This is a genomic window from Spiroplasma endosymbiont of Sarcophaga carnaria (assembly GCF_964019595.1).
In the GTDB taxonomy this organism is placed as follows: domain Bacteria; phylum Bacillota_I; class Bacilli_A; order Mycoplasmatales; family Mycoplasmataceae; genus Spiroplasma; species Spiroplasma poulsonii.
In genome coordinates this window covers 33,111-48,530 of sequence record NZ_OZ026456.1, presented here as the reverse complement: position 1 = coordinate 48,530, position 15,420 = coordinate 33,111, and the positions used below count along the sequence as shown (strand labels likewise).

The window sequence follows — 15,420 nt, the reverse complement described above, 5'->3', positions numbered from 1 at the left end:
CTTTTTTGGTTAAAAATAACTAGAAAAAGAGGTGTTTTTTATGTGGTATCCTTTTGTAAAACAAGAACAAAGTGATGATTGTGGTTATGCTTGTTTAACAATGTTAATTGAGTATTATCATCACCAAAAATTAACAATTAATGAAATAAAACATCATTTTCAAAATTATCAAGGAGCGTTAAGTGTTTATAGTTTAAGTCAAATTGCAAATGAATATAACTTAGTTTTAACCGCTTTTGAAATTAATAAACAAGAATTATTAACCTTAAATTTTGAACAACCCTTAATTGCTTATGTTTTAAATGAAACTGGTTATTATCATTATGTTGTTATTTATCATCGTCGGGGAAACCGCTTTTTTGTTGCTGATCCTAGTGCTGAGAAAGGACGATGAGTTTTAATTAATGATTTTATGATGAAATTTCAAGCAGTAATTATTTTCACGAAGAAAAGAAAAAAGTTTACTTATAAAACAAAAACCTTTTATTTAATTTTTCTTTTTTTAAAAGAACAAACGGGATTTTTATGCTGAACTGTGTTTTTTAGTGTTGTTGTAAATTTTTTAATATTATTTGGTAAAAGTTTTATTAAAGTTTATTTTGATCGGTTAACAACAACTTTTCATCAAGAAGTAGTGATTTTCTTTGTAATTTTTTTAATTATTTATTGTTTTCGAGTTCTTTTTAGCTATTTTTTTCAAAAAATTCTTGCACAGTTTCAACAAAAAATAACAAAACGAATATATTATTATTTTAGCAACTTTTTTAGGAACAACTTTTCCACAACTGCTTTTTAGTTTTCTAATGTTAATTATTGGGGTTATTTTTTTACTTAATTTAAATGCTTTAATTTTAGCAATTGTTTTATTAGAAAATGTTATTATTTTTCTTTAATTTTGTCGAAAACTCTTGATGAAATAAAAAAAATCATCAATATGACAATTTGAAAACTAATTTTGTGTAAGATTATGATTTTGCTTTAAATTTTTTAAACGTTAAAATATAATACCGTTGATTGTTGGTTTGGTGTTAAACCTTTGTGTTGGTATTTTCATTTTCAGAGCTTTAAATAATTTTGAATATTAGTGAAACCCAAACCATGATAATGAATTAAGGCTTCTTTAAGACTGGATTGTAATTTACTAATCTTATTTAACTTTTGATAACTAGTATCAGGGTTTGTACTAGTTTTGGTGGAATATAGAGTAGAATTTGTTTGTTTTGCTACTAATAAATATAGTGGTTGCATATCAGAAATAATTATTGATTTTTCTTTAATTAGTTGCTTATTCATATTTTCAATAATCCATTGTTTTTGTAATCTTTTGGTATTGGTGGATTGAACAAAAATATTATTATTGCTATCAACTGCCATTTGAATACAGCATTTGGTATCAGTTGAAAATGGATCGAGATGAGTTTTTCGTTTATCAAATTTATCTTTAAAATTGCCTTTATGAATTTCTTTAATAAATGTTTCATCCATTTGGATTTGACCATTTAATTTTTTAAATTTTAACTGTGTATTTTCTAATTGTTTTGATTGCATTAATTTTTGTCGATTATATCAAGCGGTTTTTGGGGTTGTTTTAATAAAACGAGAAATTATTTTACTAGATTGTCCTAACAATGAAATTTGAATTAATAAATTTCACTGTTCATAATTTAAATGACTTCAATAAGTAAAATGATGACGAAATGCATCAAAACTAGCACGACATTTTTTACATAAATATTTTTGTTTTCCTTCGGAATTATGACCATTTTTAACACAATGAAAAGATTTGCAATTAGGACATATAATGCCTTTATCTCTAAATTTTTGATCAATTTCATTTAAACGTTTTTGTTTTTTAATTAAGTCTGCTTGTTGTTTTATTTTTTCATAAAATTCTAAAAATTGATCATCTGTTAAGCTATTTATTAATTCTGTAATTATTTTTTTCATCATTTATTTACCTCTATATATTAAAAATATACCTAATTTTAGGTATATTTTATAAATATCAAGAGTTTTCGACAAAATTAAAGTTATTTTTTTCTATCATTTTTATTTTTACAAATTAATAAGTTTTGATACCACCGATGGTATCAACAGGGATTAAATTTTGAAAATGTTACTTTAGAGTTATATCAAAGTTTTAAATTTCAGAAGAGTCGTCATTTGGAAGGATATTTTAATTATCAATGAACAAAAAAACTTACAACTTTTTTAATAGAAACTTATGGTCTTCAAAAAAATAATATTATTCAAAGGTTGATTTTAGCCTTTATTTCACAGCTTGCTACCTTTTTAATTTTCTATTTAGCAGTTAGTTTTATTACAAAACAAGGTTTAACAATTGGTAATTTAATGTTTTATAGTGCCTTAACTAGTTTTATTAATGATTTTACAACGCAATTGTCTGGGTTAATTGTTGAAAAAGGAAAATTAGAAAAGGCTTTTCAACAAACAGTATGTTTATTATTTCCAGAACAAAAACAAAAACAAAAGCAGTTAACTTTACCAGCAATCAAATCTTTTACCATTACAGACTTAAATTATCTTCTTAATGATACTTTTATTTTAAAAAAAATAACATTAACTTTACAAAATCATTACTTCCCCACCTGAAACTGGTCGTAATTTTGCTAAGATTTCTAACAAAGTTGTCTTCCCAGAGCCACTACGTCCTTTAATAAAAAAATGCTTAATGGTCAGTTTGATTTAACGATGCTTAGTGAAGAAGCAATCCGAACAAAAATATTATTGTTTCATCAAAATGATTTTTTATTTACTGGTAGTGTTTATGATAACATTATTAATTTTCAGCAGAATTGTAACTATCAAGTTTTAGCATTGTTACAATCGTGTGATGTTTATCTTATTGATGAAGTTTTGAGCAATGTTGATTATGAAAGTAAAATGATTTTATTAAAATTATTATTTACTTTAAAATCTGAACAAATGATTATTTACGCTGGTCATGATCATCTTGTTGAACAATTTTTTGTAAATGTGATTGATTTAACTAAACTTAATTTAATAGGGGCTGATAATTAATAAAAAAGTTATTATTTTAATGTTAACTTGTTGTTGCTTTTTGATTTCTTTTTTTGTTTTACTTGCTTATTATCCCCTTCAACTGTATTATGATGGTTATTTAACAATTTTAAAAAGCAGTACGGAAGAATTAAATTATGTTTTTGTGCCAAAAGAAATATCACGAGTTGAAAAGGCAATTAAAGAAGTTAAATTAGAATATTTTGTTCAAAATTATTGGCAAGAAATGATTGTCCAAATTAAATGAGAGAATAACTACTATTTAATTTTAGACCAAACCGATTTTAATGTTGATTTTTGATATTTACCAGCGAAAATTTATTTGGGCCAACAAACAACATTAGATTATTTACTGAAGATAATCATTTAATTTGTTATAATAAAACAAGAAAGTGTTAGGGGTCAAGATATGGTAATGAAAGATGATTTTGCAATTTATAATGAAACAAAATTTGATATTAAACCATATCAAACTGATTTTATGGCAATTTTTCAGAAAATTAAAACAATATCAAATATTACTGATCCATTGGAATTATCATTGATTATTGTTGATGCAAAAGAACAATTAGCGTTAAATCAAAAATATCGCCAAAAAGATTATGTTGCAGATGTTATTACATTTGCTTTAGAGGAAGAAAATAGTGTTGATTTGTTGCAATTAACAGGATTACGTAGTTTGGGAGATGTTTTTATTTGTTATGAAAAAGCGTTAGAACAAGCACAAACATATAATCATTCAGCGCGCCGTGAATTTGCCTTTTTATTTACTCACGGAATGCTCCATATTTTAGGCTATGATCATCAAACACCAGCTGAAGAAGAAACAATGTTTAATTTACAACGAAAAGTTCTAAATGATTTACAAATTCACCGAATTCCAATAGAATAAGAAGAGGAACAGAAAGGGATAGAAACAATGGCAAAAGGATCACCAGCAAAGAAAAAGATATTTTTTAAACTACGTAACAAGTTTTCAAATGCTTTTCGTGGAATTTATACCGCAATTAAAGAAGAGTCAAGTTTAATCATTCATATTATTGTATCATTGGTTGTGATTGGGTTAGGAATTTGATTACAAAAAATGGTTCCGCATGAGTTTAGTTATGTACAATGAGCAATCTTATTATTAACAATTGGGATTGTAATTGGGTTTGAATTAATTAATACAATGGTTGAAAACTTTGTTGATTTATTATCATTTGAATATAATATTAAAGCTAAAAAAATTAAAGATATTTGTGCAGCAGCAACCTTAATTAATTCAATTTTAGCAATTGCAATTGGACTATTAATTATGTTACCACCACTGGTTGATGTTATTAAATTATATTTAAAAATTAGTTAAAAGGAGTTAGAAAAATGGCAAATTATTTTGAAAAATTAAAATCATTAAGTACAAAAGCGTATGCTCCATATTCCAACTTTCATGTTAGTGCAATTTGTGTTTTAAAAGATGGAACAGAAGTAAATGGTGTTAATATTGAAAATGCTGCTTATTCGGTGGTACTGTGTGCAGAACGAACATGTTTAGCACAAGTTTATACTTTAGGTTATCGAAAAGCAGACATTAAGAAACTCTTTTTATATACCGATAGTAACCAAAAAGGTTCACCATGTGGAATGTGTCGACAATTTTTATGAGAATTAATTGACCATGATGTTCCGCTAGAAATTTATAATAAAAAGGGAGGATCATATGTTGTAACAATTGGTGATTTATTACCATATGGCTTTACAAAAGAGGATTTGCAATAAGATTATGGCGAAAAAATATGATGAAGAATTAGATTTATATGATTTAGCCCGTGGTCGTGAATTAATTACGGACCATAGTTATCGCATCGTTGATGATGAACATTTAAAAGATTATATGAGTAATAATGCCCTTTATATTAAATTATTTTATGCTTTTCATGATAAACGAATTTTATTAACACATCAAACTTGATGAAAGAAAACTAATGATTTAGAAGCATATTGTAAAAAATATATTACTGATTTAACAAAACGATTACGAATTGAGGAAATGGCATTAACCCCAGCTGAATTAGAACAAAAATGAGATTTACAAGAATATGACATTCATGGTTATGAAGATGTTCTTTTAAAGGCGATTAGCATTCGGTCATGAGTAAAAAATGATAATAATAAAAAATGAGTGGTGGTCGTACATGGCCTTAATTCACATAAATTTCGGGCAATCTTTTTTGGTTTAATCTATTTACGCCCAGGTTATAATATTCTTGTTTTTGATCAACGAAATCATGGTGAATCAACAACAAAAATAACAACAATGGGATATTATGAAAAACATGATTTAGCAGCCGTTGTTAATTTCTTGCAAACAACGATTGACCCAAAATTAAAAGAACTTAACTTTCATGGCTGGTCAATGGGAACTTTTGTAATTATGGAATATTTAAAATTAGCATTTGTTAAAAACAAGTTAATTAAAAGTACAATTTTAGATTCAACAATTAGTAATTTAAATGCTTTATATCGTTATTATATGTTAAAGATTAAGGTTAATTACTATGAGCATTATTATGCTATTCGGCGTTATGCGATTGATACGCGGGGTTATGATCCTGAACAAATTAATCCTGGCGAAAATTTAGAACAGTTAGCAAAATTACCAGTTTTATATCTATTAAATAAAAAAGACCACGCAACCCCCTATGTAATGGGGCGCGAAGCTTATCAAAACAAACGAAGCTATGAACGCAAAAAAATTAGTAGTCGGGTTGTTTTCAATTGTGATCATGTGCGGGGCATTTATTATAATACGCCACACTATTTAGCAACCATAACAGAATTTATTACTAATGCAAAACGAAAATAGTGATAAATAACTAAAATGTTATTTATCACTATTTTGTTTCTTGTCTATGTTTTTTATTTGGCATTTTTGTTTAATATTTTGATAAATTCTTTCATATCATAAGGTTTGGCTTTGATATTTATTAAATACGCGGTACATCCCATTGTTGAAACTTTGCAAGGCAACATGGAAAGCGGTAAAGACCACTGTGAAAAGAAAAATAATAAAAAATGTAGCTTGCACTTTGGTTAATCAAGTAATAATTGGATTATCAATATCTAAAAAAGGATAGGGATAAGCTCAAATCGTATCCCCATCACGATTTCAAGCAGCAGCACGAATTAAAACATACATTAAATAAAAAATAGGGTAACTTAAACTAATTCATCAATCTTTTGTTAAAAATTCTTTTTTTCAACTAAGACGATGATCACCAAATGATAATGGGGTATAAACAAAAAATAAAATGGGCATAATAAAATGGGTTACAACGGTACAACTAATTTGTGCCTTAGTGTAGTCAGCAATAGTTACTTCACCATTCTTATAACCAATAACAATTCCAATTCAAAAAATAAAGAACATTAATAAGTTTCAATTTAAAATGCTTAACTTAAAGTTTGTTGAAAAGAACCAACTTTTTTGTTCACGATGATGGTTAAAAATAGCTAACAATAATCAAGCAATCGTAATAATATTAACCTGGACTGAATAAAAACTTAATAATATATCATAATTTTGTAAACTAGATCGATAAGCATTTTTATTGACATATCAAAATTCTTTGAAGATATCAGCATAAAAACCATAAGCTAAAAATGCAAAAGCTAAACTGGCAATTATTACTTTATAATATCAAAGATAATCCTTATATCAAATTCGATAAGATCAACGCTTCATAATTCCTCCTTGATAATCTTTTAAATATTATCATAAGAATACTTTGTTAAAAAGATAATTTTTATAATTTTATAACTTTTGTTAGAGCAAAATAAAAAAAAATTTCCAAATTATCGCTTTAATTTTGTCGAAAACTCTTGATATTTATAAAATATACCTAAAATTAGGTATATTTTTAATATATAGAGGTAAATAAATGATGAAAAAAATAATTACAGAATTAATAAATAGCTTAACAGATGATCAATTTTTAGAATTTTATGAAAAAATAAAACAACAAGCAGACTTAATTAAAAAACAAAAACGTTTAAATGAAATTGATCAAAAATTTAGAGATAAAGGCATTATATGTCCTAATTGCAAATCTTTTCATTGTGTTAAAAATGGTCATAATTCCGAAGGAAAACAAAAATATTTATGTAAAAAATGTCGTGCTAGTTTTGATGCATTTCGTCATCATTTTACTTATTGAAGTCATTTAAATTATGAACAGTGAAATTTATTAATTCAAATTTCATTGTTAGGACAATCTAGTAAAATAATTTCTCGTTTTATTAAAACAACCCCAAAAACCGCTTGATATAATCGACAAAAATTAATGCAATCAAAACAATTAGAAAATACACAGTTAAAATTTAAAAAATTAAATGGTCAAATCCAAATGGATGAAACATTTATTAAAGAAATTCATAAAGGCAATTTTAAAGATAAATTTGATAAACGAAAAACTCATCTCGATCCATTTTCAACTGATACCAAATGCTGTATTCAAATGGCGGTTGATAGCAATAATAATATTTTTGTTCAATCCACCAATACCAAAAGATTACAAAAACAATGGATTATTGAAAATATGAATAAGCAACTAATTAAAGAAAAATCAATAATTATTTCTGATATGCAACCACTATATTTATTAGTAGCAAAACAAACAAATTCTACTCTATATTCCACCAAAACTAGTACAAACCCTGATACTAGTTATCAAAAGTTAAATAAGATTAGTAAATTACAATCCAGTCTTAAAGAAGCCTTAATTCATTATCATGGTTTGGGTTTCACTAATATTCAAAATTATTTAAAGCTCTGAAAATGAAAATACCAACACAAAGGTTTAACACCAAACCAACAATCAACGGTATTATATTTTAACGTTTAAAAAATTTAAAGCAAAATCATAATCTTACACAAAATTAGTTTTCAAATTGTCATATTGATGATTTTTTTTATTTCATCAAGAGTTTTCGACAAAATTAAAGAATTATCGCTTTAATTTTGTCGAAAACTCTTGATATTTATAAAATATACCTAAAATTAGGTATATTTTTAATATATAGAGGTAAATAAATGATGAAAAAAATAATTACAGAATTAATAAATAGCTTAACAGATGATCAATTTTTAGAATTTTATGAAAAAATAAAACAACAAGCAGACTTAATTAAAAAACAAAAACGTTTAAATGAAATTGATCAAAAATTTAGAGATAAAGGCATTATATGTCCTAATTGCAAATCTTTTCATTGTGTTAAAAATGGTCATAATTCCGAAGGAAAACAAAAATATTTATGTAAAAAATGTCGTGCTAGTTTTGATGCATTTCGTCATCATTTTACTTATTGAAGTCATTTAAATTATGAACAGTGAAATTTATTAATTCAAATTTCATTGTTAGGACAATCTAGTAAAATAATTTCTCGTTTTATTAAAACAACCCCAAAAACCGCTTGATATAATCGACAAAAATTAATGCAATCAAAACAATTAGAAAATACACAGTTAAAATTTAAAAAATTAAATGGTCAAATCCAAATGGATGAAACATTTATTAAAGAAATTCATAAAGGCAATTTTAAAGATAAATTTGATAAACGAAAAACTCATCTCGATCCATTTTCAACTGATACCAAATGCTGTATTCAAATGGCGGTTGATAGCAATAATAATATTTTTGTTCAATCCACCAATACCAAAAGATTACAAAAACAATGGATTATTGAAAATATGAATAAGCAACTAATTAAAGAAAAATCAATAATTATTTCTGATATGCAACCACTATATTTATTAGTAGCAAAACAAACAAATTCTACTCTATATTCCACCAAAACTAGTACAAACCCTGATACTAGTTATCAAAAGTTAAATAAGATTAGTAAATTACAATCCAGTCTTAAAGAAGCCTTAATTCATTATCATGGTTTGGGTTTCACTAATATTCAAAATTATTTAAAGCTCTGAAAATGAAAATACCAACACAAAGGTTTAACACCAAACCAACAATCAACGGTATTATATTTTAACGTTTAAAAAATTTAAAGCAAAATCATAATCTTACACAAAATTAGTTTTCAAATTGTCATATTGATGATTTTTTTTATTTCATCAAGAGTTTTCGACAAAATTAAAGAATTATCGTGATGTTATTTTATTTTTTTAGTGTTATAATAAAAAGTGAGTTGCAATAACTCACTAATTTAAAAATATATATGTGAGAGCATACTCAAGATCGCTAAACCACAACTATGCTATGCTCTCATAAATAATTATAGCATTTTGCTATAAATTTACTTTAATTTTGTCGAAAACTCTTGATATTTATAAAATATACCTAAAATTAGGTATATTTTTAATATATAGAGGTAAATAAATGATGAAAAAAATAATTACAGAATTAATAAATAGCTTAACAGATGATCAATTTTTAGAATTTTATGAAAAAATAAAACAACAAGCAGACTTAATTAAAAAACAAAAACGTTTAAATGAAATTGATCAAAAATTTAGAGATAAAGGCATTATATGTCCTAATTGCAAATCTTTTCATTGTGTTAAAAATGGTCATAATTCCGAAGGAAAACAAAAATATTTATGTAAAAAATGTCGTGCTAGTTTTGATGCATTTCGTCATCATTTTACTTATTGAAGTCATTTAAATTATGAACAGTGAAATTTATTAATTCAAATTTCATTGTTAGGACAATCTAGTAAAATAATTTCTCGTTTTATTAAAACAACCCCAAAAACCGCTTGATATAATCGACAAAAATTAATGCAATCAAAACAATTAGAAAATACACAGTTAAAATTTAAAAAATTAAATGGTCAAATCCAAATGGATGAAACATTTATTAAAGAAATTCATAAAGGCAATTTTAAAGATAAATTTGATAAACGAAAAACTCATCTCGATCCATTTTCAACTGATACCAAATGCTGTATTCAAATGGCGGTTGATAGCAATAATAATATTTTTGTTCAATCCACCAATACCAAAAGATTACAAAAACAATGGATTATTGAAAATATGAATAAGCAACTAATTAAAGAAAAATCAATAATTATTTCTGATATGCAACCACTATATTTATTAGTAGCAAAACAAACAAATTCTACTCTATATTCCACCAAAACTAGTACAAACCCTGATACTAGTTATCAAAAGTTAAATAAGATTAGTAAATTACAATCCAGTCTTAAAGAAGCCTTAATTCATTATCATGGTTTGGGTTTCACTAATATTCAAAATTATTTAAAGCTCTGAAAATGAAAATACCAACACAAAGGTTTAACACCAAACCAACAATCAACGGTATTATATTTTAACGTTTAAAAAATTTAAAGCAAAATCATAATCTTACACAAAATTAGTTTTCAAATTGTCATATTGATGATTTTTTTTATTTCATCAAGAGTTTTCGACAAAATTAAAGTAAATTTATGAGAGTTTTAGTTTTAAAATTCTCATTTTTTTGTAAAAATTTTAAAATTATCCCTATTTTTATTGTTTTGAACTCCCTATACCTTGAGGACGCATCGCATATATATTTTATTTATAGCTGTAAAAAATGGAAAAATAATTTTTAAAAAATGTAATTTTACGTATAATGTACGATGAAGCTCCAAAAAACAACTCTTGTTAGGGTTGTTTTTTTATTTGAAATAAAAAATCCCTAAAAGGAGGTAATGATAATTAAACAACAAAAAATATGTGATGTTAATGATTGCTATAAAGCAGTATCATTCATTACCGAAGAATTTTTATCAAATAAAGTTTTATGAACTTGTGAAAAACATAAATATTTATTAAATAAAATAAAAGATAAAACACAAAAACAGTTTTATCAAAAACTAGAAAATTCAAAAATTATCTTTGATGATAAAACTGGTTCTTTTAAACTTTGATTTTATAAAACAACTTAATGCAGGGTGGAACAGTTATTTTAAATAACTAAGTGTTTTTTTCCACATAGGCGGTCTAGCCCAGCGGTAATCAGTCCGTAAATAATAGACGCTTTAACAAGCGATAGTCGTGATAAGTGCGGGGTCAACATCAAACGACAATAAATATTGAGATGGCCACTTTATAAATAAATTTGCGATAGATATTATCCCATTAGAGGATGACAGAGGTTTTAAAAACCACAAAGTCAGCATTAGGCTCTTCAAGGTGCAAGTGAATTTATTTTAAAAACTGAACGCTTTGACCTGAAATGGTGCGGATGAAGAGAGAGAATTCTCTGGCATTATCTTATAAAAACAACTGTCGATTATTAAACATTAAACAATAAAACATACCGCCACCGCTCACCCGCAGTGAAGCGGATGGCGTAGTAAATAAATAGATAAATACTTAATTATATAACTAACTCTCGCTTTGGCACTTTCACTTGGGAGTGAGTGCCAGCGAGTTAAAAATAGGAGGTAAATATGACAATCAAAAATCTAATATCAATATATATGTACAATGATTTTTGTATTAATATATTTGATAATAAAACAGGGCAAAAAGAAAATATTAATGATGATATTAATTTAATTAAAAATGAAGAAGCACATTTATTAAATCAAGAAATAACTTATTTTGATATTAAAGAACAAAAAGGAAGAAAATTAATAGAAATATTAATAGCAAAGAACGAGGTAAATTAGTATGTGAAAAGATGAAAATGGTTATGTTTATACTGAAGAAGATTTATTTAATATGGCATTAGAAGAATGTCATTCAGAAGAAAGTGCTTATGAATATATTGATAATTTAATTAATGAAATGGAATTAGAGGAAATTTAATTATGGCAGATTTAAAATTAAATAATGAAGTTAAAAATATTACGTATCCATTTTATTTAAAAGGAAATAATTTTAAAGAATTAAGTTTAAAAGCATTAACAATTAAAAAATGAATTGATGAAAATGGACAAGAATTAGCAGAATTTATATATCGACAACAAGCTTGATTAATAAATGGAGAATATAAATCACAATCACTAAAAGATTTAAAATTAGTAGTTTCAAAAATTGATTATATTTTTAGAGAACCATTAGAATTAATAAAATCTTTTAAAGATGAATTAAATTTTATTAGAAAAGATATTTTGAATTTAGAAAATAATATTAAGAATAATCATGATTCTTTAAAAAATAATGTTATTAATATTCAATTTCAAAAACAAAATGAAATTATTGAAACTCATAAAAAAGAACAATTTTTAGAAATTAAAAGTGTAGCAAAACAAGAGCAAGAATTAAAAATTATTACTAGTAATTTTCGGAAAGAAAAATTATTAATTAAAGATATTGAGGTTATTGGTATTAATGATGATTTTTTACAAAATGCTGATAAATTAGAACTTATTAATCTTATTAAAAATTATTTAGTTGTTGATGAACAAATTGTTAAAAATGAAATTAAAGATCAGTGAGATAGTAATAAAGATATTAATTTAATTGGGGTTAAAGGTATTAATTTTAAAATAAATAAAGGAGAAAAATAATATGGCAAATATTGTTGAATTTTTAAGAACAGATAAAGCAACAGAATGAATAAAAAGTAAATTTTCTAATGAAAATGAAATTGCAAGATTTAAAAGTAATATAGTTGCAATATCAAATAGTAATGAATTATTACAAAAAGCAGATCCAAAAACAATTATGACTGCTTGTTATCAAGGAGTTTTATTAAATTTACCAATGGAAAAACAATTTGGTTATGCTTATGTAGTTCCATATAATACTAAAATAACAAGAATTATTAACGGTCGCGAAATCCAAGAATGAATTAATCAAGCTCAATTTCAAATGGGTTATAAAGGTTATATTCAATTAGCACAAAGAAGTGGTCAATATTTAGATATGTCAGTATCAGATGTTAGAGAAAATGAATTAGTAAATTATGATCGTTTAAAAGGAACTAGTTTTAATTGAATTCAAAATGAAGATGAAAGAGAAAAATTACCAATTATTGGTTATGTAGCATATTTTAAAATGGTTAATGGTTTTGAAAAAACTTTATATATGACAAAAGAACAAATGGAAAATCATTTTATGAAATATTCTAAAACTTATGCTAAAAATAAATCATTTTATATTGCTAGTTTTGATGAAATGGCCCTTAAAACCGTATTAACATCATTATTAAGAAAATGAGGTATTATGTCAGTTGAATTACAACAAGCATATAAATCAGATCAAGCAGTTATTACAACTAATGATGAAAAGATTTATATTGATAATGATGCTACTTTCACCCAAAATAAGAGGCATATTAACGATGAAACTTTATCAAATAATATAAATTATAATACCCCACCTAATGATGAAATAGTGGAAATAAACGATAATGTAGTTAAAGAAGAAGATATTTCAAATTTAGTAAAAGCAGTTAATAATAATAACGATGAGGAATGAGCCACTTGATAAAAATAGGTATTGACCCATCAGGAACTGGTACTACTGCTATTGTTATATATGAAAATAATAAATTAATTAAACAAAATGAATTTACTAGTAAATATTGAAAAGAACATTATAAATTTATTGATGAATTTATAGATGAATATTTATATTCAGATTATTATGTAAAAAATAAAGGTGAACTTTTTCCAAAAGGATTAAATATTGAAGATTGTTTATATACATCTGCTAATGCTAGTAAAGATAGAGATGATTTATTAAGATTACTGGGTGCGATTGAAAATACTTGAGTTAGTTATAATTGGGTATCACCTAAACATACTAAATCAGTTGTTAAAAATATGGAAAATTTAAGTAAATATAATGATAGTTGTATATGAAAATTTGATAAAGATACTAATTTAACTTATCAATATGGTAAAGGTTGAAAATATAATAATGAAAAAATAAGTAATCATTTACGAGATGCCATTATTATTGCTAATTATGAAAGTTAATATTATGAAACATTCATATAATCAAAAAACTGGAAAATATTATTCTTGCAAAATTAGGAATGTTAATATTTACTTAAATAAAAACGAAGAAAAAGTTTGAAATGAATTAAATTTTAGTACTTATTCTCAAAAAATAGAATATCTTATTAACTTTTATATAACAAATGATAAAGGAAATAAAGAACATGAATAATTATATTTTATGTTATCGCTCTGAACAAGGTAATCGCCCTTGTAAAAACCCTCGTGGTGAATATATAATTGGGATTGATAAACAAGATGTAGATATTAATTCAACTGAATACTGAGAATATTATAAAAATAATTATGGAAAAAATAATTTAGTTATTTGTAAAGTTAAAAATTTAGACTTAATATTAGAAAATAAAAAATAACCAATTAAGGTTATTTTTTTAAATACTATTTGTTAGTTTTTTAATAGCATCTTTTTGTGCTTGTTTTTTGTCATTTACTTTAACTTGTTTTTTAACATTTTTAATTTGACCTGTTTTTAATGCTAATTCTGTTGCATAATCAGGTCCTCGTAAATGTTTTTCGTGAGCAATAACAGCAGTTCTTAATTCTCTAATTTCTGCTTTATATTTTTTAATTTTTTTAGCAGATAACCCTAGAATACCAAGACTACCCATTCCTCCTGCGCCAGCTAACACAAGTAAAGCAATTACTATTTCATTACTAATTTCCATTTTTATATTTCCTTTCTTATTCTTACTAAAACAGTGGCCATCCATTCTTTCAGAACAAAATAATTTATAAATTAAACTATATAACCACCCAAAAATATCAACCGCCCCTATATATAGTTTATTTTAAATTTAATTCTTTGTTATTTTCTTCTTGTTTTTTAGTATATTCATCTTGCATATTTTTAAATATTTCTTCTGTTATACCATCCAAATTATTTCATTGTTTTGCTATTCTTGGTTGAATAACACGCGGATTAATACGGCAGTTCAAACAATGTCTTAAATGGTCTTTTTTTCATTTTGATTTATCAATTCAAATAATAATTAAAGAAATTATTAAAGTAATTAAAGGTAAAATTGTAAATACTAATCCCATTTTAGATATTTTTAATCGTGGAATATCAATTTTCATATCTACTTTTGGTTTACTACTAGCAACAAATATACCTTGAATTCCATATGTAAATAAAGGTGTTAGTAAAATAGCAATTCCATTACCTCAATATTGTCCATAATTATATCAATTAATATTATCTTTTATTGCATTAATCATGCCATATTCTAATCAACAATTTAATGCTAAAAATATCAATGTATAAAAACTAACTACTCAACTACGAATTTTATATTTTCTTTCTCATTCTCTAATATCTTTATGATTTCAATTATAAGTTGGAATAGGGTCTTTTTTAAATCAATTTCAAGGTAAGGCACCCTTTAATCAAGTTGTTTTATCTTGTTTCATTAATTAAAAAT

Annotated in this window: 21 protein-coding genes and 1 pseudogene; 18 read left to right on the top strand and 4 right to left on the bottom strand. The window is 24.9% G+C overall.

The window, feature by feature from the left end; genetic code table 4:
* Nucleotides 1-40: 40 nt before the first annotated feature.
* A pseudogene (locus tag AACK91_RS00305) lies at nt 41-887 on the top strand (cysteine peptidase family C39 domain-containing protein); the annotation flags it as partial.
* A 100-nt stretch (nt 888-987) separates the two neighbouring features.
* On the opposite strand, the gene AACK91_RS00300 reads toward AACK91_RS00305, so the two are convergent.
* Complete coding sequence (locus AACK91_RS00300; RefSeq protein WP_338963247.1) at nt 988-1,950, bottom strand: IS1/IS1595 family N-terminal zinc-binding domain-containing protein; 963 nt, start codon at nt 1,948-1,950, stop codon at nt 988-990.
* A 213-nt stretch (nt 1,951-2,163) separates the two neighbouring features.
* Here AACK91_RS00300 and AACK91_RS00295 point away from each other — a divergent pair, with 213 nt between their 5' ends.
* The 7 genes from AACK91_RS00295 to AACK91_RS00265 are packed head-to-tail and all read left to right on the top strand — an operon-like array spanning nt 2,164 to nt 5,887.
* Nucleotides 2,164-2,625, top strand: a complete 462-nt coding sequence (locus AACK91_RS00295) for a hypothetical protein (RefSeq protein ID WP_338963262.1) — start codon at nt 2,164-2,166, stop codon at nt 2,623-2,625.
* Between the two features lie 60 nt (nt 2,626-2,685).
* Entirely contained in the window at nt 2,686-3,042 is a 357-nt protein-coding gene (locus AACK91_RS00290) for a hypothetical protein (protein WP_338963260.1), read from the top strand.
* 40 nt (nt 3,043-3,082) lie between these two features.
* Entirely contained in the window at nt 3,083-3,412 is a 330-nt protein-coding gene (locus AACK91_RS00285; protein WP_232332382.1) for a hypothetical protein, read from the top strand.
* A gap of 45 nt (nt 3,413-3,457) precedes the next feature.
* Complete coding sequence (gene ybeY, locus AACK91_RS00280; protein ID WP_040093790.1) at nt 3,458-3,934, top strand: rRNA maturation RNase YbeY; 477 nt, start codon at nt 3,458-3,460, stop codon at nt 3,932-3,934.
* A gap of 27 nt (nt 3,935-3,961) precedes the next feature.
* Nucleotides 3,962-4,390, top strand: coding sequence for a diacylglycerol kinase family protein (locus AACK91_RS00275; RefSeq protein ID WP_338963256.1), 429 nt, complete (start codon nt 3,962-3,964; stop codon nt 4,388-4,390).
* Between the two features lie 14 nt (nt 4,391-4,404).
* Nucleotides 4,405-4,800 carry a cytidine deaminase gene (cdd, locus tag AACK91_RS00270; protein WP_338963254.1) on the top strand — a complete coding sequence of 132 codons (396 nt, stop codon included), beginning with the start codon at nt 4,405-4,407 and terminating at the stop codon, nt 4,798-4,800.
* A gap of 4 nt (nt 4,801-4,804) precedes the next feature.
* Nucleotides 4,805-5,887: an alpha/beta hydrolase gene (locus tag AACK91_RS00265; RefSeq protein ID WP_338963253.1), complete on the top strand. Its 1,083-nt coding sequence runs from the start codon at nt 4,805-4,807 to the stop codon at nt 5,885-5,887.
* 18 nt (nt 5,888-5,905) lie between these two features.
* On the opposite strand, the gene AACK91_RS00260 is transcribed toward AACK91_RS00265, so the two are convergent.
* Nucleotides 5,906-6,766, bottom strand: a complete 861-nt coding sequence (locus tag AACK91_RS00260) for a hypothetical protein (protein WP_338963251.1) — start codon at nt 6,764-6,766, stop codon at nt 5,906-5,908.
* 196 nt (nt 6,767-6,962) lie between these two features.
* Between AACK91_RS00260 and AACK91_RS00255 the strand changes: the two genes are divergently transcribed.
* The 10 genes from AACK91_RS00255 to AACK91_RS00210 all read left to right on the top strand — a co-directional run bounded on the left by AACK91_RS00255 (nt 6,963) and on the right by AACK91_RS00210 (nt 14,352).
* Entirely contained in the window at nt 6,963-7,925 is a 963-nt protein-coding gene (locus tag AACK91_RS00255; RefSeq protein ID WP_338963247.1) for an IS1/IS1595 family N-terminal zinc-binding domain-containing protein, read from the top strand.
* Nucleotides 7,926-8,113: 188 nt separating this feature from the next.
* A complete protein-coding gene (locus AACK91_RS00250) occupies nt 8,114-9,076 on the top strand; it encodes an IS1/IS1595 family N-terminal zinc-binding domain-containing protein (RefSeq protein WP_338963247.1) in 963 nt (320 codons plus the stop codon).
* 340 nt (nt 9,077-9,416) lie between these two features.
* Nucleotides 9,417-10,379: an IS1/IS1595 family N-terminal zinc-binding domain-containing protein gene (locus tag AACK91_RS00245; RefSeq protein ID WP_338963247.1), complete on the top strand. Its 963-nt coding sequence runs from the start codon at nt 9,417-9,419 to the stop codon at nt 10,377-10,379.
* 353 nt (nt 10,380-10,732) lie between these two features.
* A complete protein-coding gene (locus tag AACK91_RS00240; RefSeq protein ID WP_338963243.1) occupies nt 10,733-10,969 on the top strand; it encodes a hypothetical protein in 237 nt (78 codons plus the stop codon).
* 507 nt (nt 10,970-11,476) lie between these two features.
* Nucleotides 11,477-11,698, top strand: a complete 222-nt coding sequence (locus AACK91_RS00235) for a hypothetical protein (protein ID WP_338963241.1) — start codon at nt 11,477-11,479, stop codon at nt 11,696-11,698.
* 1 nt (nt 11,699) lies between these two features.
* Nucleotides 11,700-11,837, top strand: a complete 138-nt coding sequence (locus tag AACK91_RS00230; RefSeq protein WP_338963239.1) for a hypothetical protein — start codon at nt 11,700-11,702, stop codon at nt 11,835-11,837.
* Between the two features lie 2 nt (nt 11,838-11,839).
* On the top strand, nt 11,840-12,541 hold the full coding sequence (locus tag AACK91_RS00225) for a hypothetical protein (RefSeq protein WP_338963237.1): 702 nt from the start codon (nt 11,840-11,842) through the stop codon (nt 12,539-12,541).
* A gap of 1 nt (nt 12,542) precedes the next feature.
* A complete protein-coding gene (locus AACK91_RS00220; protein WP_338963235.1) occupies nt 12,543-13,466 on the top strand; it encodes a recombinase RecT in 924 nt (307 codons plus the stop codon).
* The gene (locus AACK91_RS00215) at nt 13,451-13,957 is read left to right on the top strand and encodes a hypothetical protein (RefSeq protein WP_338963233.1); all 507 of its coding nucleotides are present in this window, start codon (nt 13,451-13,453) and stop codon (nt 13,955-13,957) included. The genes AACK91_RS00220 and AACK91_RS00215 overlap by 16 nt, the downstream gene beginning before the upstream one ends.
* Before the next feature lie 185 nt (nt 13,958-14,142).
* Nucleotides 14,143-14,352 carry a hypothetical protein gene (locus tag AACK91_RS00210; protein WP_338963231.1) on the top strand — a complete coding sequence of 70 codons (210 nt, stop codon included), beginning with the start codon at nt 14,143-14,145 and terminating at the stop codon, nt 14,350-14,352.
* Nucleotides 14,353-14,370: 18 nt separating this feature from the next.
* Here AACK91_RS00210 and AACK91_RS00205 read toward each other — a convergent pair whose 3' ends face one another.
* Nucleotides 14,371-14,709, bottom strand: coding sequence for a hypothetical protein (locus AACK91_RS00205; protein ID WP_338963229.1), 339 nt, complete (start codon nt 14,707-14,709; stop codon nt 14,371-14,373).
* A 73-nt stretch (nt 14,710-14,782) separates the two neighbouring features.
* Complete coding sequence (locus AACK91_RS00200) at nt 14,783-15,409, bottom strand: hypothetical protein (RefSeq protein ID WP_338963227.1); 627 nt, start codon at nt 15,407-15,409, stop codon at nt 14,783-14,785.
* Between the last annotated feature and the right edge of the window lie 11 nt (nt 15,410-15,420).